Source organism: Sulfitobacter sp. 1A12779 (assembly GCF_043557315.1).
Taxonomy (GTDB): domain Bacteria; phylum Pseudomonadota; class Alphaproteobacteria; order Rhodobacterales; family Rhodobacteraceae; genus Sulfitobacter; species Sulfitobacter faviae.
Genome location: NZ_JBIFFU010000002.1, coordinates 494,994 through 515,796 on the forward strand (window position 1 = coordinate 494,994; position 20,803 = coordinate 515,796).

19 protein-coding genes and 4 tRNA genes are annotated in these 20,803 nt (G+C 62.7%); 10 read left to right on the forward strand and 13 right to left on the reverse strand.

The genetic code is table 11. The features are described from left to right. Positions 1-65 precede the first annotated feature (65 nt). The 5 genes from ACGYLQ_RS05040 to cysG are packed head-to-tail and all read right to left on the reverse strand — an operon-like array spanning position 66 to position 4,643. Positions 66-497, reverse strand: coding sequence for a DUF934 domain-containing protein (locus ACGYLQ_RS05040; RefSeq protein ID WP_394440846.1), 432 nt, complete (start codon positions 495-497; stop codon positions 66-68). Continuing rightward, positions 494-1,285, reverse strand: a complete 792-nt coding sequence (locus ACGYLQ_RS05045) for a phosphoadenylyl-sulfate reductase (protein ID WP_394440848.1) — start codon at positions 1,283-1,285, stop codon at positions 494-496. The genes ACGYLQ_RS05040 and ACGYLQ_RS05045 overlap by 4 nt, the downstream gene beginning before the upstream one ends. Next, positions 1,275-2,951, reverse strand: coding sequence for a nitrite/sulfite reductase (locus ACGYLQ_RS05050; RefSeq protein WP_394440850.1), 1,677 nt, complete (start codon positions 2,949-2,951; stop codon positions 1,275-1,277). The genes ACGYLQ_RS05045 and ACGYLQ_RS05050 overlap by 11 nt, the downstream gene beginning before the upstream one ends. Beyond that, positions 2,951-3,247 carry a DUF2849 domain-containing protein gene (locus tag ACGYLQ_RS05055; RefSeq protein WP_394440852.1) on the reverse strand — a complete coding sequence of 99 codons (297 nt, stop codon included), beginning with the start codon at positions 3,245-3,247 and terminating at the stop codon, positions 2,951-2,953. Before ACGYLQ_RS05055 ends, ACGYLQ_RS05050 begins: the two co-directional genes overlap by 1 nt. Position 3,248: 1 nt before the next feature. Next, positions 3,249-4,643, reverse strand: a complete 1,395-nt coding sequence (gene cysG / locus ACGYLQ_RS05060) for a siroheme synthase CysG (RefSeq protein WP_394440854.1) — start codon at positions 4,641-4,643, stop codon at positions 3,249-3,251. Positions 4,644-4,787: 144 nt separating this feature from the next. On the opposite strand from cysG, the gene ACGYLQ_RS05065 reads away from it, so the two are divergent. Next, positions 4,788-5,249 carry an Lrp/AsnC family transcriptional regulator gene (locus tag ACGYLQ_RS05065; protein ID WP_067265010.1) on the forward strand — a complete coding sequence of 154 codons (462 nt, stop codon included), beginning with the start codon at positions 4,788-4,790 and terminating at the stop codon, positions 5,247-5,249. Between the two features lie 40 nt (positions 5,250-5,289). Here the strand turns inward: ACGYLQ_RS05065 and tpiA are convergent, their stop codons facing one another. The 8 genes from tpiA to ACGYLQ_RS05105 all read right to left on the reverse strand — a co-directional run bounded on the left by tpiA (position 5,290) and on the right by ACGYLQ_RS05105 (position 13,031). Beyond that, complete coding sequence (tpiA, locus tag ACGYLQ_RS05070; RefSeq protein WP_394440856.1) at positions 5,290-6,039, reverse strand: triose-phosphate isomerase; 750 nt, start codon at positions 6,037-6,039, stop codon at positions 5,290-5,292. A gap of 83 nt (positions 6,040-6,122) precedes the next feature. Further along, positions 6,123-6,485: an iron-sulfur cluster assembly accessory protein gene (locus ACGYLQ_RS05075; RefSeq protein WP_067265014.1), complete on the reverse strand. Its 363-nt coding sequence runs from the start codon at positions 6,483-6,485 to the stop codon at positions 6,123-6,125. 53 nt (positions 6,486-6,538) lie between these two features. Further along, positions 6,539-7,252 carry a DUF3307 domain-containing protein gene (locus ACGYLQ_RS05080; RefSeq protein WP_394440858.1) on the reverse strand — a complete coding sequence of 238 codons (714 nt, stop codon included), beginning with the start codon at positions 7,250-7,252 and terminating at the stop codon, positions 6,539-6,541. Between the two features lie 113 nt (positions 7,253-7,365). Further along, positions 7,366-7,983, reverse strand: coding sequence for a hypothetical protein (locus tag ACGYLQ_RS05085; RefSeq protein ID WP_394440860.1), 618 nt, complete (start codon positions 7,981-7,983; stop codon positions 7,366-7,368). 117 nt (positions 7,984-8,100) lie between these two features. Continuing rightward, entirely contained in the window at positions 8,101-9,312 is a 1,212-nt protein-coding gene (locus ACGYLQ_RS05090) for a glycerophosphodiester phosphodiesterase family protein (protein ID WP_394440862.1), read from the reverse strand. 186 nt (positions 9,313-9,498) lie between these two features. Next, complete coding sequence (locus ACGYLQ_RS05095; protein WP_209218051.1) at positions 9,499-9,861, reverse strand: SUF system Fe-S cluster assembly protein; 363 nt, start codon at positions 9,859-9,861, stop codon at positions 9,499-9,501. 93 nt (positions 9,862-9,954) lie between these two features. After that, entirely contained in the window at positions 9,955-11,337 is a 1,383-nt protein-coding gene (rimK, locus tag ACGYLQ_RS05100; protein ID WP_067265023.1) for a 30S ribosomal protein S6--L-glutamate ligase, read from the reverse strand. A 68-nt stretch (positions 11,338-11,405) separates the two neighbouring features. Then, positions 11,406-13,031, reverse strand: coding sequence for a mechanosensitive ion channel family protein (locus ACGYLQ_RS05105; protein WP_394440864.1), 1,626 nt, complete (start codon positions 13,029-13,031; stop codon positions 11,406-11,408). Positions 13,032-13,391: 360 nt separating this feature from the next. Between ACGYLQ_RS05105 and tgt the strand changes: the two genes are divergently transcribed. From tgt to ACGYLQ_RS05150, 9 genes are all read left to right on the forward strand, one after another. Further along, a complete protein-coding gene (gene tgt, locus ACGYLQ_RS05110; protein WP_394440866.1) occupies positions 13,392-14,519 on the forward strand; it encodes a tRNA guanosine(34) transglycosylase Tgt in 1,128 nt (375 codons plus the stop codon). Positions 14,520-14,624: 105 nt separating this feature from the next. Next, positions 14,625-15,719 (forward strand): alkene reductase, encoded by a 1,095-nt coding sequence (locus ACGYLQ_RS05115; RefSeq protein ID WP_394440868.1) that lies wholly within the window; start codon positions 14,625-14,627, stop codon positions 15,717-15,719. Positions 15,720-15,951: 232 nt separating this feature from the next. After that, the gene (gene lon, locus ACGYLQ_RS05120) at positions 15,952-18,363 is read left to right on the forward strand and encodes an endopeptidase La (protein WP_394414529.1); all 2,412 of its coding nucleotides are present in this window, start codon (positions 15,952-15,954) and stop codon (positions 18,361-18,363) included. 152 nt (positions 18,364-18,515) lie between these two features. Then, a tRNA-Val gene (locus ACGYLQ_RS05125) sits at positions 18,516-18,590 on the forward strand. 133 nt (positions 18,591-18,723) lie between these two features. Beyond that, positions 18,724-19,305, forward strand: a complete 582-nt coding sequence (locus tag ACGYLQ_RS05130; RefSeq protein WP_394440870.1) for a histidine phosphatase family protein — start codon at positions 18,724-18,726, stop codon at positions 19,303-19,305. Beyond that, positions 19,302-19,871, forward strand: a complete 570-nt coding sequence (locus tag ACGYLQ_RS05135) for a histidine phosphatase family protein (protein ID WP_394440872.1) — start codon at positions 19,302-19,304, stop codon at positions 19,869-19,871. Before ACGYLQ_RS05130 ends, ACGYLQ_RS05135 begins: the two co-directional genes overlap by 4 nt. A gap of 41 nt (positions 19,872-19,912) precedes the next feature. Further along, positions 19,913-19,988: transfer RNA gene (locus ACGYLQ_RS05140), tRNA-Val, on the forward strand. 511 nt (positions 19,989-20,499) lie between these two features. Then, positions 20,500-20,576 (forward strand) — tRNA-Asp (locus ACGYLQ_RS05145). 150 nt (positions 20,577-20,726) lie between these two features. After that, positions 20,727-20,803: transfer RNA gene (locus ACGYLQ_RS05150), tRNA-Asp, on the forward strand.

The following is a 20,803-nucleotide window of genomic DNA, read 5'->3' on the forward strand; positions in this document are numbered from 1 at the left end:
GGTTTCCGCAAATCGGGTTGCGGCCTCTACTTATGGCAAGGAAGGGGGGAGGGCAATGAAGCGGCCTATTTGGCCGCGGTCGCCGGTCCGGATGCGGCACCGCGCAGGCGGGACTGATAGTCATGGGCCTGCCAATCGGCGCGGGCCAGCCATTGGTCCTCAGGCTGGCGGGCGGCCAGATCCTCGTCGATCTCGACCTCATCGAACCCGGCGCGGCGGGCCATGGCATATTGATCGGCCAGCACATGCCCGCGGGCGCGCAGGCGGCCCCTGTAGCCGCGCAGGCGCAGGACGCGGGCGATTGTAAAACCACGCCCATCCGCGAAAGAGGGGAAGTCGACGCGGATCATCTCAAGCGCCGGGGTCAGGGTGAGGGCATGGGCATCGGCGTCAGAGGCCAGATCGACGGCGCGGCAATCGTTCGCGGCGCTATCCTCGCTATAGCCTTGGGTCCAGTCGTCGGCGGTGAAGCCTGTGTCGGTGACGAGTACGCTCATGATTTGTCTCCTGTTCGGACCACTTTGCCGTTCACAAAATGGATGCCGCATTCTTCTTTGTTCTGATCGCGCCAGCGCCCGGCGCGCGGGTCTTCGCCCGGGGCCACGGGCGAGGTGCAGGGCGCGCAGCCAATCGAAGGGTAGCCCTTGGCCACCAGCGGATGCCGGGGCAGGCGGTTTTCGGTGATGTAGTCGGCCACATCGGAATTGGCCCAATAGGCCAGCGGGTTCACTTTGATCCGGGGTGCGGCACCGTCTTCGGGGATCTCGGTCTCGAAAAACTCCAAGGCCGCGCGGCTGCCCGATTGAAAACGTTTGCGCCCGGTGATCCAGCCGTCATAGCCCGCCAGTGCGCTTTGCAGGGGTCGGGTCTTGCGCAGGGCGCAGCAAGCATCGGTGTCATACCGATGCAGCGTGCCATCGGGATCCTGCGCTGCGATCTCTGCGCTGCGCAGGGTGGTGACATTGCGCAGGCCGAGGCGCTCACTTAGCTCCTGTTGGTAGACGAGGGTTTCGGCAAAGAGCATCTCGGTGTCGATAAAGAGCACCGGGATGTCCCACGAGACCATGGAGGCGAGGTGCAGCAGCGCCACCGATTCCGCGCCGAAGCTGGAGACGAGGGTGAGGTTCTCGATCTCCGCATCGGCGCGGCGGATCACATCCGTCGCCCCGTGGTGGCGCAACTCGGCGTTGAGCCGTGCCACCTTTTCCTCGACCGCGCGCAGCCCCTCGGGGGGCGGCGCATCGGTATTTGAGAAAGGATGAAGTTCAGGGGTGTCAAGCGGCATTGGCCCGATCCTTCTCTGCCGCTTCGGGGTAGAGCACGGCTTTGAATGGCGCGAGGCCGAGACGGCGGTAGGCTTGCAAGAACGTCTCGCCGGGATCGTTGCGCAGGTCGAGATAGCCCAGAACGAGGCGTTCGATGGCGGGGATGATCTCCCCGGCCGAGAAGCCGGGGCCGGTGCGGGTGCCGAGGCTTGCGTCCTCGGTGCCGTCGCCGCCGAGCGTGATCTGGTAGTTCTCTACGCCCGCGCGGTCGAGGCCGAGGATGCCGATATGGCCCACGTGGTGGTGGCCGCAGGCGTTGATGCAGCCGGAGATCTTGATCTTGAGCGGGCCCACGTCATGTTCGAGCTTCAGCTCGTCGAAACGGGTGGCGATTTCCTGCGCGATGGGGATGGAACGCGCGGTGGCCAGCGCGCAGTAATCCATGCCGGGGCAAGCGATGATATCCGAGATCAAGCCGATGTTGGCGGTGGCCAGTTTCGCCTCTTTCAGCGCGGCGTGCAGTTCGGGCAGGTCGCTGCGGTGCACATGGGGCAGGATCACGTTCTGCTCGTGGCTGATGCGCAGCTCGTCATGGCCGAAGCGGCGGGCGAGGTCGGCCATCACGCGCATCTGGTCTGCCGTCGCGTCGCCCGGCGTGGCACCATGGGCCTTGAGGCTGATCGAGACGATGGCATAGCCCGGCGCGCGGTGCGCGGCGAGGTTGGTATCGGCCCAGGCGCGGAAGACCGGGTCGTTGGTATAGGCGGACTCGTAAGCCCCGAGGGAGGCTGTTTTGAACGCGGGTGCTGCGAAATCGGCTTCGATACGCGACAGCATTTGCTGGTCGACGCCGGTGAACTGGTCGCGGATCAGCGCATATTGCGCATCGACCCGGGCGCGGATGTCTTCGATGCCGTTCTCGTGGACGGTGATCTTGATGCGCGCCTTGTACTTATTGTCGCGGCGGCCCAGCACGTTGTAGACGCTGACGATGGCTTCGAGCGTGGGCAGCAGATCGTCATGCTTTACGAAGTCGTAGAGCACCTTGCCGATCATCGGGGTGCGGCCGAGGCCGCCGCCGACGATGACTTCGAAACCTTGCTCGCCATCGCGTTCGACGATGCGCAGGCCGATGTCATGGGCCTTGATCACCGCCCGGTCGGCGGCGGCGCCGGTGACGGCGACCTTGAACTTGCGCGGCAGGAACTGGAATTCCGGGTGGTCGGTGGACCATTGGCGGATCAGTTCGGCCACGGGGCGGGGATCGGCGACCTCATCGGCGGCGGCGCCGGCGAAATGGTCTGCCGTCACGTTGCGGATGGTGTTGCCGGAGGTCTGGATCGCATGCAGCTTCACCTCGGCCAGCGCGTCGAGCATGTCGGGCACGTCGCGCAATTCGGGCCAGTTGTACTGGATGTTCTGGCGCGTGGTGAAATGGCCGTAGCCCTTGTCCCACCGCTCGGCGATATAGGCGAGTTGGTCCATCTGGGCGCTGTTCAGCGTGCCATAGGGGATCGCCACCCGCAGCATATAGGCGTGCAGTTGCAGGTAGAGGCCGTTCATCAGCCGGAGGGGTTTGAACTCATCCTCGGTGAGCGAGCCGTCGATGCGGCGCTCGACTTGGGCGCGAAACTGGGCGTTGCGCTCGGCGAGGAATTTGTCGTCGAATTCGGTGTAGCTGTACATCAGACGGTCTCCTGTCTGCCGTGGGCGTAGTTCGAGGGGCCAGTGGCGCGGAACTCTTCGCGGAAATGGGTGGGGCGGGGGCCGCCCGCTTCGGGGGCCACATCGGCGAGGTAGACGCCAACGACCAAGTCTTGTTGGCTCAGCGCGTCGATCAAGCGCAGGTCGGCGTCGGCCTCATCGGTGAGGACTTCGGCTTCACTCAGTTTGCGGGTCCAGCCGGTGGCGGTTTGATAGACGACATCGCCTTCGAGCAGCGCATTGGCGGTGATGACCTTGGGGGTGAAGGGTTTGGGCATGTCAGGCCAGCTCCTCTAGCGGGGTTTCGGTGGCAACTTGGACGGCGGCGCGCGGGGCGAGGCCGTAGAAGGTGAGCGCGGGGCCGGTCATTTCGGCATCGGCCAGATCGCGCGGCAGATCGTTCAGCGTGGTCGACAGCACCCGCTGATCGGCGCGCGAGGCGTTTTCGATCACGGTGACGGGTGTGGCGCGGTCGGCGCCATGCATCAGCAGGCGGCCTTGGACGAAACGGGCGGATTTCTTGCCCATATAGATTGCGGCGACTTCGTTAGGGCGCGCGAGGGCGGCCCAGTCGTGATCGGCGAAACCTTTCATGTCGTGCCCGGTGAGGAAGCGGACCGAGGCATTGCGGCCCCGTTTGGTCAGGCTCTGCCCGATGCCCGCCACGGCGGCGGAGGCGGCGGTGATGCCGGGCACGATGTGCCAGCCGATGCCATGGGCGTCGACCGCGTCGATCTCTTCGTCGAGCCGGCCAAAGACCGTGGCATCGCCGGATTTCAACCGCACCACCTGCGCGCCGCTTTGCGCGTGTTCGACCAGCAGGGCGTTGATGTGCTCTTGGGCCGTCGAGGGGCCAAAACCCTCTTTGCCGACGTCGATCCTCAGCGCTTCGCGGCGGGCGAGTTCGAGAATCTCGGGGCTGATCAGACGGTCGTAGATCACCACATCGGCCTCATCCAGCGCGCGGCGGGCCTTGAGCGTCAGCAGTTCCGGGTCGCCCGGGCCGCCGCCAACAAAGGCCACATGGCCTGCGCGGGCTTTGCGGGTGAGGTGGGTGTTCAGCAGGGTCTTCAGCGCCGGGCGCACGGTATCCTTGCCCTCAGCCATGGCGCGGGGGCCGGTGGCGAAATAATACTCCCGCCAGAAATCACGGCGCGCGCGGCCCATGGGCAGGGCATCGGCCAGCTTGCGAAAGCCTTTGCCGATGCGCGCCAGCGGGCCGAGGGTGACGGGCAGACGCTCTTCCAGATCGGCCTTGATGGCGCGGGCCAGCACCGGGGCGGCGCCTTCGGTGCCGATAGCCACGGTCACCGGATCGCGGTCGACGATGGCGGGGGTGATGAATTCGCTGTCGTGCAGGTTGTCGACGATGTTGACCAGCACGCCCGCCGCATGGGCCAGCGCGGCATTCTCGGCATCCAGCGTGTCATCTTCATCCGCCGCGTAGAACAGCCGCGCGCCGGGGAGATCGGCGGCGCCGAGGGGGCGGCGGTGCAGGGTGAGCTTGCCCGCCGCTTGCCAATCTACGATCTCTGCCGCCGGGTCGGGGGCGAAGACATGCAGCGCCGCTTCGGTTTTCATCAGCAGACGCAGCTTGGCCAGAGCGGCTTCGCCGCCGCCGGAGAGGAGGATCTTTTGCCCGCGGGTGGCGAGGAAGATGGGAAAGTGATCCATGATGCGCCCTGTATTCTGTTTGACGTGACCTCTTATATAGGAAATATTCCCGATAATTGGCTATATGCTGGCGCAGATAAGAACATGCGTTCGCTTTGGCCGCAGGTTGAGTATGAACGTCCTGCCGGGGCGAGAGAGAAGAGAATGACTGTCCGAATTGATGAGACCGACCGGAAGATTTTGGCGCAGCTGCAACGGGATGCGAGCCAATCGCTGGACGATATTGCCCGTGAAGTGGGGTCTTCGAAAACGCCGGTGTGGAATCGGATACGCAAGCTGCGCGAAGCCGGGGTCATCGGCCAGCAGACCGTGGTGCTGGATTCCGAAGCGCTTGGGTTCGAGGCCTGTTTCTTTGTCCTGATCCGCACGTCAGAGCATGAGGCGGCTTGGCAGGCGGCGTTTTTGCAGGCGTTGAAAGACCGGCCCGAGGTGCAGGAGGCGCACCGTCTGGCGGGGGATATCGACTATATCCTGAAGGTGCGGGTCAAGAACGCGCGGGCCTATGATGTCTTTTATCAGGCGCTGATTTCAGAGGTGAAAGTGCATAACGTCACGGCGCTTTTGTCGATGGAAGAGATCAAATCGACGACGATGCTGCCGCTGTAAGAGGGCGGGGCGGCGGGTGTCTTCGCCGCCCCGCATTGGTTTAAGACTGGGCGAGGGCCGTCACGATGGGCGCGAAATCCTCGGCCTTGAGGCTGGCCCCGCCGACCAACGCGCCATCGACGTTTTCGACCGCGAAGATTTCGACCGCATTCCCGGCTTTTACCGAACCGCCGTAGAGCAGGGGGAGCGCATTGCCGATCTCCGCGCCGAAACGGTCGATCAGGCGGGTGCGAATGAAATCATGCACCTCTTTGATCTGCGCAATGCTGGGGACCTTGCCGGTGCCGATGGCCCAAATCGGCTCATAAGCGATAACGGTGTTCCCGGCCTCCACAGCATCGGGGAGGGAGCCGTCGAGCTGTGCGCCGATAATGTCGAGGGTCTGGCCCGCGTCCCGCTCCGCCTCGCTTTCGCCGATGCAGATGATGGCGGTGAGACCGGCACCCCATGCGGCCCGTGCCTTGGCTTGTACATCGGCGTCAGTCTCGCGGTGGGCATCGCGGCGCTCGGAATGGCCGAGGATCACATGGCTGGCCCCGCTGTCGGCAACCATCGCGGCAGAGATATCGCCGGTGTAGGCGCCCGCTTCTTCGGCATGGCAATCCTGTGCGCCGATCTGGATCGGGCTGCCATGGGTGGCGTCGGTGGCGCGAAAGAGGAGGGTGCTGGGCGGGCAGATCACGACCTGCGGCGGGTTGTCGGGCAGGCCGGTGGCAAGGCTGTGAAGCTCTGTCAGCGCGGCGGCGGTGCCGTTCATTTTCCAGTTGCCGGCGGCGATTTTGGGGCGCATCGGTTCCGTCCTGATCTGTTTACGTTGTCAGATCAGTTCGCAGGCCCGCAGCCTTTCGTCAAGGCCGGGGCAGATCGGCGCGCTTACTTCGCGCCGAGGCTTTCGTCGAATTTAATGGATTCGCCGCAGCCGCAGGCTTCGGTCACATTGGGATTGCGGAATTTGAAACCGGACTCGAGCAGCGTAGTCTCATAGTCGATCTCGGTGCCGAAGAGGAACATCTGCGCCATGGGGGCGATCATCACCCGCGCGCCGTCTTGTTCGACCACCTCATCATTGGGGTCGGTCGCTTCGACGTATTCCATGGTGTATTCCATGCCCGCACAGCCGCCTTTCTTGACGCCAATGCGCAGCCCGGCGTGGCCCGCCGATTGCATCAACTTCGCAATCTGGCCAGCGGCTTTGGGGGTCATGGTAACGGCTTGCTTGCCGGGAATGCCAAACATCACAAATCTCCTATGCGGCCAAGATAGGGGTGCGGCGCGGCGATCTCAAGCCGTCAGAAAGAATTCATTGCTGCCTTGGTGACGAAGGCGGCGATGAGCGCCCAGCCGAAAGAGGCCAGCGTGCCGATAATCACGTATTCGCTTATCTTCTGGTTCTTTTTCACGGTGTCGAAACGAAGGATCGACTTTGCCGCGATGAGAAAACCGATGCCCGCAGGCTCGCCGATCATGACCATTAGAAAGATCAACGCGCGTTCCAGCAGGCCGATCATCCGGCCCGCATTCTCCAACCCATCCGGTTGGGCCTGCGCCTTGTGCGGCAGCATCAAACCACCCACGGCGGGACCGCCTTTGAGCGTCGCGGTGATCAGTCCGGCGATAAACAGGGCAGGCGGGATGAGCGCGCTGCTGTGGTCGGCCCAGATGCCGCTGGCAAAGGCGTCGGGGGCATAGTGGACAAGGGCTACGATGGTGATGAGATGGGCGAGTTGATCGGTAAGGTAGGGCCAAAGCCGGTCGCGCTGGTGCGCCGGCACGGCGTAGGTCTTGAGCGCATCAATTGCGGTATGGGCAAGCGCGAGGAGGGCGGCGGGGATCAAACTGCCGCCGAGGGCCAATGCGGTCAGGGCAAAGACGATAGCGCCGTGGAGCAGTAGCACTTGCGGCATGCGCTTGGCAGCGACCATGGCATTGGTTTGAAAAACGAAATCGGCCAGCAAGTGAGCGATCAGGCAGGCGAGAGCGGTGGCGATGGCCTGTTCGGTCATAGAAATTCCGGTAGTTGGTGATGGCGTCCATTTGAAAAGCCATGGCGAGCCGGGGCAAGCGTTTTCTTATGGTATTAAACAGCCTAATTTGGCTGTAATTTGATAAAACAGGCTTAAGGGGCTGTTTTATGCTTTTCCAGAACCTCGCAGACCTCCCGCAACTCATCGATCCCCGCCGCCTCCACATGGCCCTGCACGCTTTGCTGCGTCAGGTCAAACTGCCTCGCAAGCTCTGCTTGGACGGGCGGTTCGGGGGCCAGCATGTAATAGGCGACATCGGCTTGGCGCTTGGTCCAGCCGCCCGCGATCCGGTCGGCGAGGGGCAGGGCCGTGCGCAGGGCGAGGGGGGTGTCGGGCGCGTGCATGCGCCGCGCGCGAGGCATGTTGTCGAGCGCGTGGCCGGAGCTGACCAGTGCCACTCCGTCCGCGCGGGATAGGTCGTCCCCCGCGAAATGCGCGGGGCCGATACCGATGCCAAAGCGGGTGTCGGCGGTCTTGCCGCAGCGGCGCACGGTGGCGCGTAGGACGAGGGCTGCGCGGAAGGTGAAAGTGGGCGCCACGGCCATCTGCCAGCCATCTCCACGAAAACGGGTCATCCGGGCGGGCTGGCCTTGCCAAGCAGTCAGCGCCTCGGAGGCATCATCAAGGCGCGCGAAGACGGTATCCACCTCCGTCCGGCTCATCGCGGAGGATTTCACGATATCGCCGGTAAAAATTGCCCAAGTTTCCATGGCTTGCCCCTTGTTTCCCGCAATGTCGCAGGAAGGCGAAATCCATGCAAGCCCGGCCACGGAAAAGGGCCGCCCGAAAGGGGGCGGCCCTGATGGCGTTCTAACGGCTAGGACCGATCAGAGGCCCATGCAGTTCGCATAATAGGTCACGGTCGCGGGCCAGTCAGAGAAGACACCGGCCACGCCCACGTCTTGGGCCAGCACATCCAGCGCCACCAGATAGTCGCTGTCGTCTTTCACGATGTCATTGACCGACTGGAAGTACCAACCGCCACCGGAGGCGAGCGGGCCGGAACGCTCCAGCGTCCATGCGATCAGGGTCAGCCCTGCTTCTTTCGCGGCCATGGCGTATTCGGATGCGGCAATGGCGCCGTCCTTATTGGTCAGCATCATGTTGAGCGACGGCGCGAGGTAGTTCACGCCCTTGGCTTTCAGATCGGCGAAATCTTCTGCCCAAGTCTCGGGGTTTTGCTCATCGAAACCGTCGGACCATTGCACCAGATAGACAGCCTGTTTGCCGAATTCGGGTGTGTTCTCAACCCAGTAAAGCACGTCTTCGAGGTTGAAGGATTGCGGCCAAACGTCGGAGGCGGGGATGCCTGCGGCGACATATTCATCCACCAGCTTCTGCGCGTAGTCTTCCTGAGAGAAACCCTCATGCGGCATCTCGACGGAGGGAGATTTCAGCTCAGGCGTGAACTTGGCGCCCAAAGATTTGAACAGTTCGATCGATTCCGCATGGGTAATCAGATCGGCCTTGTCGCTGTAAAGCTCGGTGCGCCAATTCGCGACGCCGCCCTGATAGTCTTCGGCGGTGATGGCGGTCTTGTCGGCGCTGTCCATCTTGGGCGTCAGGGTGCGGAATTCGGCCAAGGTGATGTCAGAGGTGCGGCATTCGGCGCTGGCGGGCGTGTCACCCGACGCGGCGGTGAAGCCGGTGGTGCATTTCTCGGCCAGATCGGAGACGAGGATGTTCGTCGTGGTGTGTAGGTCGTTCTGCGCGTGGCGGCAGACCAGCTCATGATCGGCGGTAAAGGTCACGTCGCATTCCAAGATGCCCGCGCCCATACGCGCGGCGGCGACGTTGGATTGCACGGTATGCTCAGGAAACATCAGCGGCGCGCCACGGTGGCCGATGGAGAAATCGGTTTTGGTGGCGTCTTGCCCCATGCAGGAGGCCAGCTTGTCCTTCAATGCGCCCTCGGGCAGCTTGTCCACCAGATAGGCCGGGCGGGGGCCGTATTCGACCGGGGTCGCGGCAGCATCGGCCTGGGCCAGCGCCATGCCGGGCGCGAGGGCCAGAGCGGCGAGAGAAACAAGTGTTCGCATAATGTTATCCGTTCGTGAATGAAGTTCTGGGGCTTCTATGGGTGCCCGATGTAACGGTTTCACGACCGGATCATGTCAGTCAAATGAACAATCCTAGGCCGTCCCGCTCGGCGGGATGCGGCCAAAAAAAACGCCGTCGATGCCCTGCATCGACGGCGTCTGTTCTTCGCTTTGTAAAGCTCGCGCTTACATGAAGCCCAGTTCAAGGCGGGCTTCGTCCGACATCATATCCATGCCCCAAGGCGGCTCCCAAACCAGTGCCACATTGACCTGCTTGACCCCGGCGATCGGCTCGACCGCATCGGCAACCCAGCCGGGCATCTCACCGGCCACGGGGCAGCCGGGCGCGGTCAACGACATCTTGATGTCGACTTCATTCTCGTCGTTGATGTCGATGGTGTAGATCAGCCCCAGTTCATAGATATTCACCGGGATCTCAGGGTCATAGACCGTGCGACAAGCCTCAACGACCTGCTCGTAGAGCGGGTGATCGGTGGAGGAGGGCGCAATCAGCGGTGTCCCTTCGAGCGGTTGGGTCTGTTCGGTCATCTCTTGCCTCGCATCATTCTCGACGTTTTATATAGGGATTGCGGGCAGGGGCGTAAAGTGGCCCCGAGCCGGGCGGGGCCGCTGCCGCCCCCGTTATCCGCCTTTGCGACGCCGCGCGGGCTGTGGCTTCACCCGGGCTTCGATTTCATCATAGACCTTGCCAACGATGTCTTTCTTGGTGGCATTCTCGATCCCCTCGAACCCGGGGGAGGAGTTGACCTCAAGCACCTTTGGCCCGCTTTCCGACCGCAGCAGATCGACCCCGGCGATGCCGAGGCCAAAGGCACGGGCGGCACGCACGGCGGTATCGCGTTCTTCTTTCGAGATGCGTACAACCTTGGCCGAGCCGCCCCGATGCAGGTTTGAGCGGAAGTCCCCCTCGGCGCCTGTGCGTTTCATAGAGGCCACGACCTTGCCCGCCACCACGAGGCAGCGGATGTCCTCACCGGCGGCTTCCTTGACGAAATCCTGCACGAGGAAGTTGGCGCGCAGGCCACGGAAGGCGTCGATCACACTCTCTGCGGCCTTCTTGGTTTCCGCCAACACGACGCCCTTGCCTTGGGTCGACTCCAGCAGCTTCACGATCAAAGGCGCGGTGCCCACTAGCGCCATCAGGTTGGAGGTGTCTTTCGGCGATGCGGCAAAAGCCGTGGTCGGCATACCGATCTTTTTCGCGGCCAAGACCTGATGCGCGTGCAGCTTGTCGCGGCTCGCGGTGATCCCGGCAGAGCCGTTGACGCAATAGGTGCCGATCGTCTCGAACTGGCGGATGACGGCGGTGCCATAGGGGGTGATCGACGCGCCAATGCGCGGGATCACGGCGTCATAGCGCGGAAGGCGCTTGCCGTCGTAATGCACCTCGGGGGCCAGTTGGTTGATCGCCATATAGCAACGCGTGGTGTCGATCACCTCAACCACATGGCCGCGCGCTTCGCCCACTTCGACCAGTCGGCGGGTGGAATAGTTGTCTTCCCGGCTCAGCACAGCGATGCGCAGCGCCCGCTGCGGCGCTTTGTGGCGCAGGCTGGCGGTGTGGTAAACGTCGTAATTCAGGTCAGGTTGCAGCCGTCGTTCGGTGGCCGAGATGTTGATATGTTCGGTCAGCGCCTGACGGCCCAGCAACATGCGGCTGGTCATGGTGCCCCGGTTGGTCAGGGTCACGTCGATGGGCCAGCTTTGGCCGCCGACCTCAAGCGTGGTGGCGATGACGAAACGTTGCTCAGATTCGCCGTTAGAGGAAGTCACCTCGCGCCGGTCGATGATCGGGGCGGAACAGGTGATCGAGATATCTTCGCGCCCGGCGATGGGATGCACGTTGAACCGCACCTTGGGTTTGGAAGCGGGACCGAAGACTTCGATGTCATGGGCATGCAGCGCCGAGGTGCGCGCGCCGGTGTCGACTTTGGCTTTGATCGCGGGCAGGCCAAGATCGGGCAGGGCAACCCATTCTTCCCAACCGAATGTGAGTTTTTCCATTGCCTGCTCCTTGGGTCATTGGTCTGCCTGCCTAACCTGCGGCAGGGGCTGCATCAAGCGGCGCGATGTCAGGGGGTGCCCATATCCGCAGGGGCGGGGGGCAACATGCGGACGTCGTCTTCTTTCTCCATCCGCGCGGCGGCGGCAAGAAGTTCCTCACGCACGCGGCATTCGATATCCCAAAAGGTGGCGGCATTGTCGGTGGGCAACTCGAAGCGCACCTTGATACCAAAGGCATCTTGGTCGAGCACATGCACCTTGGCCTTGTCCATCGGTTTGACGTCATCGGGGTCTTCGCGGGCCAAGAGGTCAAAGAACACACGGCGCAGGGCAGCCACATCGGCGTTTTGCGACAGGGTCAGAATGATGGGGCGCACCATGGCGTGATCCTCGATTGACCAGTTTTCAAAAGCGTCGGAGACGAAATAGCTGACCGGCACGATCAGCCGGGTGCCATTCCAGTTGAGCAGTTGCACGTAAGTAAAGTGAATTTGCTCGACCGTGCAGAAATGCCCTTCGAAGATCAGCTGATCCCCGATCCGTGCAGAGCGGTTCAGCGCAATCTGGATAGAGGCGAGGATATTTCCCAAAACCTCACGCGCGGCGAAACCCAAGACGATGGTCACCGCACCGGCAGAGGCCAGCAGCGACAGGCCCAGCGTATTGTCCGCATTGCTGGAAACGAGGATCACCCCCGTGGCCACCAGAATGGCGATCACGATCACCGCCTTGCGCGCCGCCGCGATTGTCGTGGCGATGGAGCGCATATGGGCGTTCATCGGGTCGGCAAGCTCATAGGCGTTGTTGGGGCTAATCCGGTCAAAGATCTCGTCAAAGGTAAAGACAATGGCGAGGGCGGCGGCTGTGACATAGGCGATCAGCAAAATCGGGCTCAGCACCGCGTCGATAAAGCCCGAGACGACCAAGACCCGGCTGGTGGCCGTGCCGATGATCGCCGCGCAAAGCACGATGGCGGCGGGCCAGCGGAAGGAACGCAGCACAAAGCGAATCCAGCGGCGTTTGGCGGCCTGCCCGAGGCGGCGCATGATGCTAAAGGCGAACCAACCGGCTGTCAGGGCGACGACGACCAGCAAAGGCAGGAACAGCACCTCCCACAGATACATGCCCCAAAAGGCGCGGATGCGCAGCCAGTCGGGCAGCATCGTCTCAAGGTCTGTCGGCCCATACTGCGCATGGAGATGCGGAATATTGTCGATGCTCTGGCGCGAGAAGACCCAGACCGGCTCGGCATCCTCACCGGGTTTGATCCGGTTGAGCCGCAGCGGCACGTCATGGCCGCCCAGTTCCAACCGGTCGATCAAGAGCGAGCGGCGCACGCGCCCCGTGTCATTGTCCTCGGCCGAGCCTGAGAGCCAGCCGTCGGGCCGGTCTGCCAACCTGCGCCATGGCACGACGACCTTGCGCTCCATCAGGACGGAAAGTTGAAAAGCACGCTCGGCCCCGATAACCGCCTGATCCCCTTGGGGTAAGTCCGACAGGTCAAGGATATGGGCCGCGTCCGAATAGTGCCCATTGTCCGTGAGGTAGATGAAACTTTCTAACGCCGCCATTGGCGTACCGCGGTCCAGCGTCTCAGGCGGGGGCGGCAGACCGGGGTTCAGCTCGGTCGTTTGAAACCATTTCTCCTGCGCCTGCCCGGTGGCGGCCCCCGTCAGCAGTGCAATCGCCAGCACGAAGGCCCCCAGAAAACGAGGAAACACAGTCGCGAAAGCGCGTGAGAGTAAGGCAAGCCGCTGCATGGATAGCGCAATGTAGCGGGGGTTCGGGCAATTCAAGGCTGCGCGGCGCTTTGAAGCGCTATTTGCGCGCTTTGGGCTGCGTTGGGCTTGCGCGTAGCGAGCCGCGCATCGTTGGATTGCTGGCTTCAAAGCCTGCGCAGGAATGCGTTGGCGGTGATCAAGCGGCGGCGACCAAGCCCTAAGCCCGGTATCTTTTGAACGATACCATTCTCGTGCAATTTCGGCTATTTCAGCTTTATTGCATGTTTCCCGCCACTGGTTTATCGCGCCAGTCGCAGGCAGAGAGGGCAGCGTATGACCAGCACCGGATTCACCAAACACGCGCAGGACGGCAAGGCACGCAGCGGCGTGATCCAGACCCCGCGCGGCGAGATCCGCACGCCCGCCTTTATGCCCGTGGGCACAGCGGCGACCGTTAAGGCGATGATGCCCGAAAGCGTGGCCTCCACCGGCGCGGACATTCTGCTGGGCAATACCTACCACCTCATGCTGCGCCCCACGGCAGAGCGTGTGGCCGCCTTGGGCGGGCTGCATAAGTTCATGAACTGGGACAAGCCGATCCTGACCGACAGTGGCGGTTTTCAGGTGATGAGCCTCGCAGGCTTGCGCAAGCTGACCGAACGCGGCGTGACTTTCAAAAGCCACATCGACGGCTCCAAACATGAGATCACGCCGGAGCGCTCGATGGAGATTCAGGAGCTTCTGGGTTCCGACATCGTCATGTGTTTCGATGAATGCCCGGCGCTGCCCGCCGACCGGGACCGCATCGCCGAAAGCATGCGTCTGTCGATGCGCTGGGCCAAGCGTAGCCGGGAGGCCTTTGGCGACCGCCCCGGTCACATGCTCTTCGGCATCCAGCAAGGCGGGTTGGAGGAAGACTTCCGCCAAGAGAGTGCCGAGGCGCTGCGCGAGATCGGTTTTGACGGCTATGCCGTCGGTGGTCTGGCCGTGGGGGAGGGGCAGCAGGCGATGTTCTCTACGCTCGATTTTGCCACCGACATGCTGCCTGAGGATAAGCCGCGCTACCTGATGGGCGTGGGCAAGCCCGACGATATCGTCGGGGCCGTGGCGCGGGGCATCGACATGATGGACTGTGTGCTGCCCTCACGCTCTGGCCGTACGGGGCAGGTCTTTACCCGGATGGGCGTGCTCAACATCAAGAACGCGCGGCATCAGGATGATCCCCGCCCGCTGGATGAGAATTGCAGTTGCCCAGCCTGCCGCAACTACTCGCGCGCCTATCTGCATCATGTCTTCCGCAGCCAAGAGATCATCTCGTCCATGCTGCTGACATGGCACAACCTGCAATACTACCAAGACATCATGGCGGGCATGCGCGCAGCCATCGCGGCGGGGCGGTTCACCCAGTGGCAGGCCGATTTCCACGCAGGCCGCGAACAGGGCGACATCGACCCGCTCTGACGGGCGGGCGCTGCGGCCTCACGCGAAATTGTGCTGACGGTCCTTGCTGCGAGGCGGCAGGGTCTTAGGTGCCTTGCACATTCTATTGCAAGGAAAGGCCCGAATATGACCGAGAAGCTTTTTACCCCTTTCACCGCCGGTGAGATTGCGGCCGAGAACCGTTTGGTGATGGCCCCCCTGACGCGCAATCGCGCGGATAATGAGACCGGCGAAGTCTCGGACATGCATGTCGACTATTACCGCCAGCGGGCTGGCGCGGGCATCATCATCACCGAGGCCACCCAGATCAGCCCCGAGGGCAAGGGCTATTTCCAGACCCCCGGCATTCATAGCGAGGGCCAAGTCGCCGCATGGCGCAAGGTGACCGACGCGGTGCATGCCGAAGGAGGGCGGATCGTCATCCAACTGTGGCATGTGGGCCGGATCAGCCACACCTCTCTACAGCCCGATGGCGGCAAGCCTGTCGCGCCTTCTGCTATCGGCGCTGGCGTGAAAACCTTCACCGCCAACGGGTTCGAGGATACCTCCGAGCCGCGCGCGCTTGAATTGGATGAGATGCCGCGTCTGGTCGCCGACTATGCCCATGCCGCCGAGATGGCCAAGAAAGCAGGCTTCGACGGGGTCGAGGTTCACGGGGCCAATGGCTATCTGCTGGACCAATTCCTCAAAACCGGCGGCAACAAACGCGACGATGCCTATGGCGGCAGCGTCGAAAACCGCGCACGGCTGCTGTTTGAGGTGCTGGATGCGGTAACGGAAGTCTGGGGCGGCGAACGTGTGGGGCTGCGCCTCTCGCCCTTTTCGCCCGCCAATGGGATCGAAGACGCCAATCCGCAAGAAACCTTTGAATATGTCGTGAAGGGGCTGAACCGCTACAACCTGTCCTACCTGCATCTTGTCGAAGGCGCGACAGGCGGCTCGCGCGAGTTGGACGAAGGCGAAAGCATCGCCGCGCTGCGGGCGCTCTTTGACGGGCCTTACATGGCCAACAACGGCTATGACCGCGAGATGGCGATCAAGGCCGTGGCCGAGGATAAGGCCGATCTGATCGCCGTGGGCCGCCCCTTTATCGCCAACCCCGATCTGCCGCGCCGCTGGCAGATGAACGGGCCGCTGAACGAGGGCGATACCGATACCTACTATGGCGGTGGGCGCGAGGGCTTTACCGATTACCCGACGCTGGAACAGGCCGAAGCCTGACCGATCAGGGGCGCCCGTGCGGCGCCCCTTTCTTACGACGCGTGCAATTGGGGCGAATTCACCCCATCGCGCGCTTGCCTCCACCCCGCCGAAGCGCGATGATGGCGGCCGAATAGCCCGCAAGGGATTGAAACAGGCGGATGGGATGCACACATGTCCTGTCCAGAAGAGGGGATGTCAGAGGCCGCCTATGACAGGGGCCCGGATGTCTTGCTAAGATAAGGAATTGAGCATGTTAGAGCCACTGAACGCATCCTACCCGGTGCTTCCGCTGCGCGACATCGTCGTGTTTCCCCACATGATCGTGCCGCTTTTCGTTGGCCGCGAGAAATCCGTCCGCGCCCTTGAAGAGGTGATGGCGGACGATAAACAAATCCTGCTGTCGAGCCAGATCGACCCCGCCGAGGATGATCCCGACACATCCGGCATCTACAAGGCCGGTGTGCTGGCCAATGTGCTGCAACTGCTGAAACTGCCCGATGGCACCGTGAAAGTGCTGGTCGAAGGCCAAGCGCGGGTGCGCATCACCGAATACCTTGAGAACGACAACTTCTTTGAGGCCCGCGCCGAGTATCTGACCGAGATGCCGGGCGACGCGGCGACCACGCAAGCGCTCTTGCGCACCGTGGCTGATGAGTTCGAGCGCTACGCCAAGGTCAAGAAAAACGTCCCCGAGGAAGCGCTCGCCGCCGTTGGCGAAAGCGCCGAGCCCGCGCGTCTGGCCGATCTCGTGGCCGGTCACCTCGGCATTGAGGTTGAGCAGAAGCAGGACTTGCTGGAGACGCTGAGCATCTCCGAGCGGCTTGAGAAGGTTTACGGCCTGATGCAGGGCGAGATGTCCGTGCTGCAGGTCGAGAAGAAGATCAAGACCCGCGTGAAGTCCCAGATGGAGCGGACACAGCGCGAATACTATCTGAACGAACAGATGAAGGCGATCCAGCAGGAGCTGGGCGACGGCGAGGACGGCAAGAACGAAGTCGCCGAGCTTGAAGCCAAGATCGCCGAGACCAAGCTGAGCAAGGAAGCCCGCGAGAAGGCCGAGGCCGAGCTGAAGAAGCTCAAGAACATGTCGCCCATGTCGGCCGAAGCCACCGTGGTGCGCAACTACCTCGACTGGATGCTGTCGATCCCATGGGGCGTGAAGTCCCGCGTGAAAAAGGACTTGGGCCGCGCGCAAAAGGTTCTCGATGACGATCACTATGGCCTCGAGAAGGTCAAGGAGCGCATCGTCGAGTATCTGGCCGTACAGCAGCGTTCGACCAAGATGAAAGGCCCGATCATGTGCCTCGTCGGCCCTCCGGGCGTCGGCAAGACGAGCCTGGGCAAATCGGTCGCCAAGGCTACGGGGCGCGAGTTCATTCGCATCTCGCTGGGCGGCGTGCGCGACGAATCCGAGATCCGCGGCCACCGTCGGACCTACATCGGCTCCATGCCCGGCAAGATCATCCAGGCGCTGAAAAAGGCCAAAACCACGAACCCGCTCATCCTGCTCGATGAAATCGACAAGATGGGGCAGGACTTCCGTGGGGATCCGGCCTCGGCCATGCTCGAAGTGCTCGACCCGGAGCAGAACGGCACCTTCGTGGACCACTATCTCGAGGTGGAATACGACCTGTCGAACGTGATGTTCCTGACCACCTCGAACAGCTACAACATGCCCGGGCCGCTTCTGGACCGGATGGAGATCATTCCGCTGTCGGGCTACACCGAGGACGAAAAGCGCGAAATCGCCAAGCAACATCTGGTGCAGAAGCAGATCAAGAACCACGGTCTGAAGAAGAAGGAGTTCGAGATCGAGGATTCGGCCCTCACCGGCATGATCCGCTACTACACCCGCGAGGCCGGTGTGCGGAACCTTGAGCGCGAGATCGCTAAGGTGGCGCGCAAGTCGCTGACCAAGATTGTCAAGAAGGAGGCTGAGAGCGTCACCGTCACTGGCGACAACCTCGAAGACTACCTCGGCGTGCGCAAGCACCGCTTCGGCTTGGCCGAGGAGAAGGACCAGATCGGCGTTGTGACCGGGCTGGCCTATACCTCCGTGGGCGGCGAGCTTCTGAGCATTGAAGCACTGCGCCTGCCGGGCAAGGGCCGGATGAAGACCACCGGCAAGCTCGGCGACGTGATGAAGGAAAGCATCGACGCGGCCAGTTCCTACGTCCGATCGATCTCTCCGCAGATCGGGATCAAACCGCCGAAGTTCGACACGCTGGACATCCACGTGCACGTACCCGACGGCGCCACCCCCAAGGACGGCCCCTCGGCCGGTCTGGCGATGGTGACCTCAATCGTCTCGGTGCTGACCCAGATCCCGGTGCGGCGTGACATTGCCATGACGGGCGAGGTTTCCCTGCGCGGCAACGCCATGCCGATCGGCGGATTGAAGGAGAAACTTCTCGCGGCCCTGCGAGGCGGCATCACCACGGTGCTGATCCCCAAAGAGAACGAGAAAGACCTGCCGGACATCCCCGACAACGTCAAAGAGGGGCTGACCATCATCCCGGTGGGCCATGTTTCGGAAGTTCTGGAGCATGCGCTGGTGAGCAAGCCGAAAGCGATCGATTGGGACGAAGCTGCCCAAGAGGCCGCCGAAGCCGCCGCGATGAAGGCCCGTGCCGCAGGCGTGGACGCGACGACCACGCATTAAGGCGAACGGCCCGTCAGAATGTCATCAACGCGCGCCTTTCGGGGCGCGCGTTTTTCGTATCCACCGCGGGGCAGGGCCCGCCGCATCTCGCGACAGTTTTTGCGCCAAACCCTCTTGCAAGCCGCGCCGCAATTGGCTACTTCGCCCCGCAAGGGTGATTAGCTCAGTGGTAGAGCGCTTCGTTCACATCGAAGATGTCAGGAGTTCAAATCTCTTATCACCCACCATTTTTCCCCTAGATCGCGTTGGATTAGCTTGCCGCTCCGAGCCCGCGCCTATGTCCCATGGCTTGCCTTCTCTGCGTCGGGGTGATCCTTATCCCTATCGGCCCATACCACGGGCACAACGGGCGGAGAGAGCATGTCGGCACATCCTAAAATCTGGTTCCTGCGCCACGGGCAGACCGAGTGGAATCGCGCGTTTCGTCTGCAAGGGCATCTCGATTCACCGCTGACCGATCAGGGCATCGCTGAGGCTGAGCGGCAGGCACAGATCATGCCAGCGATCCTTGCGCAAAAGCCGCATATCCTCGTCTCTCCGCTTGACCGCGCGCAGCAGACGGCGCGGATTGCGTTGAGTGGGGCCGCTTTCCAAACCGATGCCAGGCTGAAAGAAATCCATGCAGGCGATTGGCAGGGGGCAACCCGGGATGAGATATTCGCCGCGCACCCCGACCTCGCGGCCCGCGACCCGGTCCCGTTGGAGATCTACGCCGCCGCGCCGGGCGGGGAGGGGCTGGCGGCCTTTCGCGCGCGGATCAGGGCGGTGCTCGACAGTTTGACCGCGCCCACGGTGCTGGTCGCCCACGGGCTCTGGGGGCAGGTGCTTCGCGCAGAGGTATGCGGCGTCGATCCGGCAGAGGCTGGTCGGCTCAGCAACCGGCAAGGCTGCGTCTACTTGTTGGAGAACGGGACCGAGCGCATCTTGGAAGCCCCCGCATGAGCCGTTACCCGACGCTCTATATCCTGCGCCATGGGGAGACGGAGTGGAACCTCGCCAATCGGCTCCAAGGGCATTTCGATTCCCCGCTGACCGAGCGGGGGCGCGAACAGGCCGCGGCGCAGAATGCGATTCTAAAACGCTTCGATCTGTCGGGGGTCTCGGCGCTCAGCAGCCCGCAGGGGCGGGCGGTGGTCACAGCCGAAATCGCGCTGGCGGGGACGGGGCTAAAGGCTGCGCCTGATGCTCGTTTGGGGGAGATCGGCATCGGCGCTTGGGCCGGAATGTCGCGCGAGACGTTGCTGCGCCAAACCCCCGCCGCGCGTGATTCCTACGATCTTTATGAACACGCCCCCGAGGGTGAGGGTTTCGCGGCGCTCCATAAGCGCTGCCAGCGCTTTCTACACAGCCTGACCGGCCCCCATGTGCTGATCACCCACGGCATCACATCGCGCATGTTGCGCCTTATTTTACTGGGCCGCACGCCCGCCGCGCTGCGGGAGATGCAAGGCGGGCAGGGGGTGGTTTTCCGCCTTGAGAACGGCCAGCAAGAAAGGCTGACATTATAGGCTTGAAGCCCGCCCCCACCTTGGGCTATCAGGTCCAAGTCGGGTCGTTAGCTCAGTTGGTAGAGCGCTTCGTTTACACCGAAGATGTCGGGAGTTCGAGCCTCTCACGACCCACCATCCCCCTCCAACCTATTTATTGGGATCAACCGGTTGCCCCAGTGGTGAGCCCGACCGACGCCCGTCCGCTGCGCGGTCAGTCTGGGTCGGGAGTTCGAGCCTCTCACGACCCACCATCCCCCTCCAACCTATTTATTTGGATCAACCGGTTGCCCCAGTGGTGAGTCCGACCGACGCCCGCCCGCTGCGCGGTCAGTCTGGGTCGGGAGTTCGAGACTGTCACGATCGTCTCGTTCAGAGATTGGTATTGGGCCATCGCCCGGATTTCCTACGCAGTGTCACAGGATTCCAAGCCATAGCCTTCGTCAGTCCCGACCATGGGGGCGGCCAAGTAAAAGCGGCCCGATCCCTCCGTGAAAACCACATGGTTTCCCGCTTCAAACCCAGCCCTTCAAACGCCCCAAAAACAACTTACAAAAATCTCACATTTTCGCGCAAACCGCGCTTGACGGCGGAGCGCCCTCACCATAGAACACCCAAACGCTCCGGGGCGACCTGGAGAGTGCAGCGGGCGGTTGTAGCTCAGTTGGTTAGAGTACCGGCCTGTCACGCCGGGGGTCGCGGGTTCGAGCCCCGTCAACCGCGCCACCGCTGCCTGAAAAGGGGACCTCTCTGAGGTCCCTTTTTTCGTTTCAAACCCCTTAAAATGCCACGGAAAAACTTCTGTCGAGAAAGCGCATTTTCTCGCGCGAATCCGCTTGACGCCCCGCGCCCCGTGGCCTATTCCGCCCACATCGCGCGGTTGTAGCTCAGTTGGTTAGAGTACCGGCCTGTCACGCCGGGGGTCGCGGGTTCGAGCCCCGTCAACCGCGCCA

Bases quoted from the DNA above. Each gene is read 5' to 3' on its own strand.
- ACGYLQ_RS05040 (WP_394440846.1), bottom strand. From the start codon at position 497: ATGAGCGTACTCGTCACCGACACAGGCTTCACCGCCGACGACTGGACC.
- ACGYLQ_RS05045 (WP_394440848.1), bottom strand. From the start codon at position 1,285: ATGCCGCTTGACACCCCTGAACTTCATCCTTTCTCAAATACCGATGCG.
- ACGYLQ_RS05050 (WP_394440850.1), bottom strand. From the start codon at position 2,951: ATGTACAGCTACACCGAATTCGACGACAAATTCCTCGCCGAGCGCAAC.
- ACGYLQ_RS05055 (WP_394440852.1), bottom strand. From the start codon at position 3,247: ATGCCCAAACCCTTCACCCCCAAGGTCATCACCGCCAATGCGCTGCTC.
- cysG (WP_394440854.1), bottom strand. From the start codon at position 4,643: ATGGATCACTTTCCCATCTTCCTCGCCACCCGCGGGCAAAAGATCCTC.
- ACGYLQ_RS05065 (WP_067265010.1), top strand. From the start codon at position 4,788: ATGACTGTCCGAATTGATGAGACCGACCGGAAGATTTTGGCGCAGCTG.
- tpiA (WP_394440856.1), bottom strand. From the start codon at position 6,039: ATGCGCCCCAAAATCGCCGCCGGCAACTGGAAAATGAACGGCACCGCC.
- ACGYLQ_RS05075 (WP_067265014.1), bottom strand. From the start codon at position 6,485: ATGTTTGGCATTCCCGGCAAGCAAGCCGTTACCATGACCCCCAAAGCC.
- ACGYLQ_RS05080 (WP_394440858.1), bottom strand. From the start codon at position 7,252: ATGACCGAACAGGCCATCGCCACCGCTCTCGCCTGCCTGATCGCTCAC.
- ACGYLQ_RS05085 (WP_394440860.1), bottom strand. From the start codon at position 7,983: ATGGAAACTTGGGCAATTTTTACCGGCGATATCGTGAAATCCTCCGCG.
- ACGYLQ_RS05090 (WP_394440862.1), bottom strand. From the start codon at position 9,312: ATGCGAACACTTGTTTCTCTCGCCGCTCTGGCCCTCGCGCCCGGCATG.
- ACGYLQ_RS05095 (WP_209218051.1), bottom strand. From the start codon at position 9,861: ATGACCGAACAGACCCAACCGCTCGAAGGGACACCGCTGATTGCGCCC.
- rimK (WP_067265023.1), bottom strand. From the start codon at position 11,337: ATGGAAAAACTCACATTCGGTTGGGAAGAATGGGTTGCCCTGCCCGAT.
- tgt (WP_394440866.1), top strand. From the start codon at position 13,392: ATGACCAGCACCGGATTCACCAAACACGCGCAGGACGGCAAGGCACGC.
- ACGYLQ_RS05115 (WP_394440868.1), top strand. From the start codon at position 14,625: ATGACCGAGAAGCTTTTTACCCCTTTCACCGCCGGTGAGATTGCGGCC.
- lon (WP_394414529.1), top strand. From the start codon at position 15,952: ATGTTAGAGCCACTGAACGCATCCTACCCGGTGCTTCCGCTGCGCGAC.
- ACGYLQ_RS05130 (WP_394440870.1), top strand. From the start codon at position 18,724: ATGTCGGCACATCCTAAAATCTGGTTCCTGCGCCACGGGCAGACCGAG.
- ACGYLQ_RS05135 (WP_394440872.1), top strand. From the start codon at position 19,302: ATGAGCCGTTACCCGACGCTCTATATCCTGCGCCATGGGGAGACGGAG.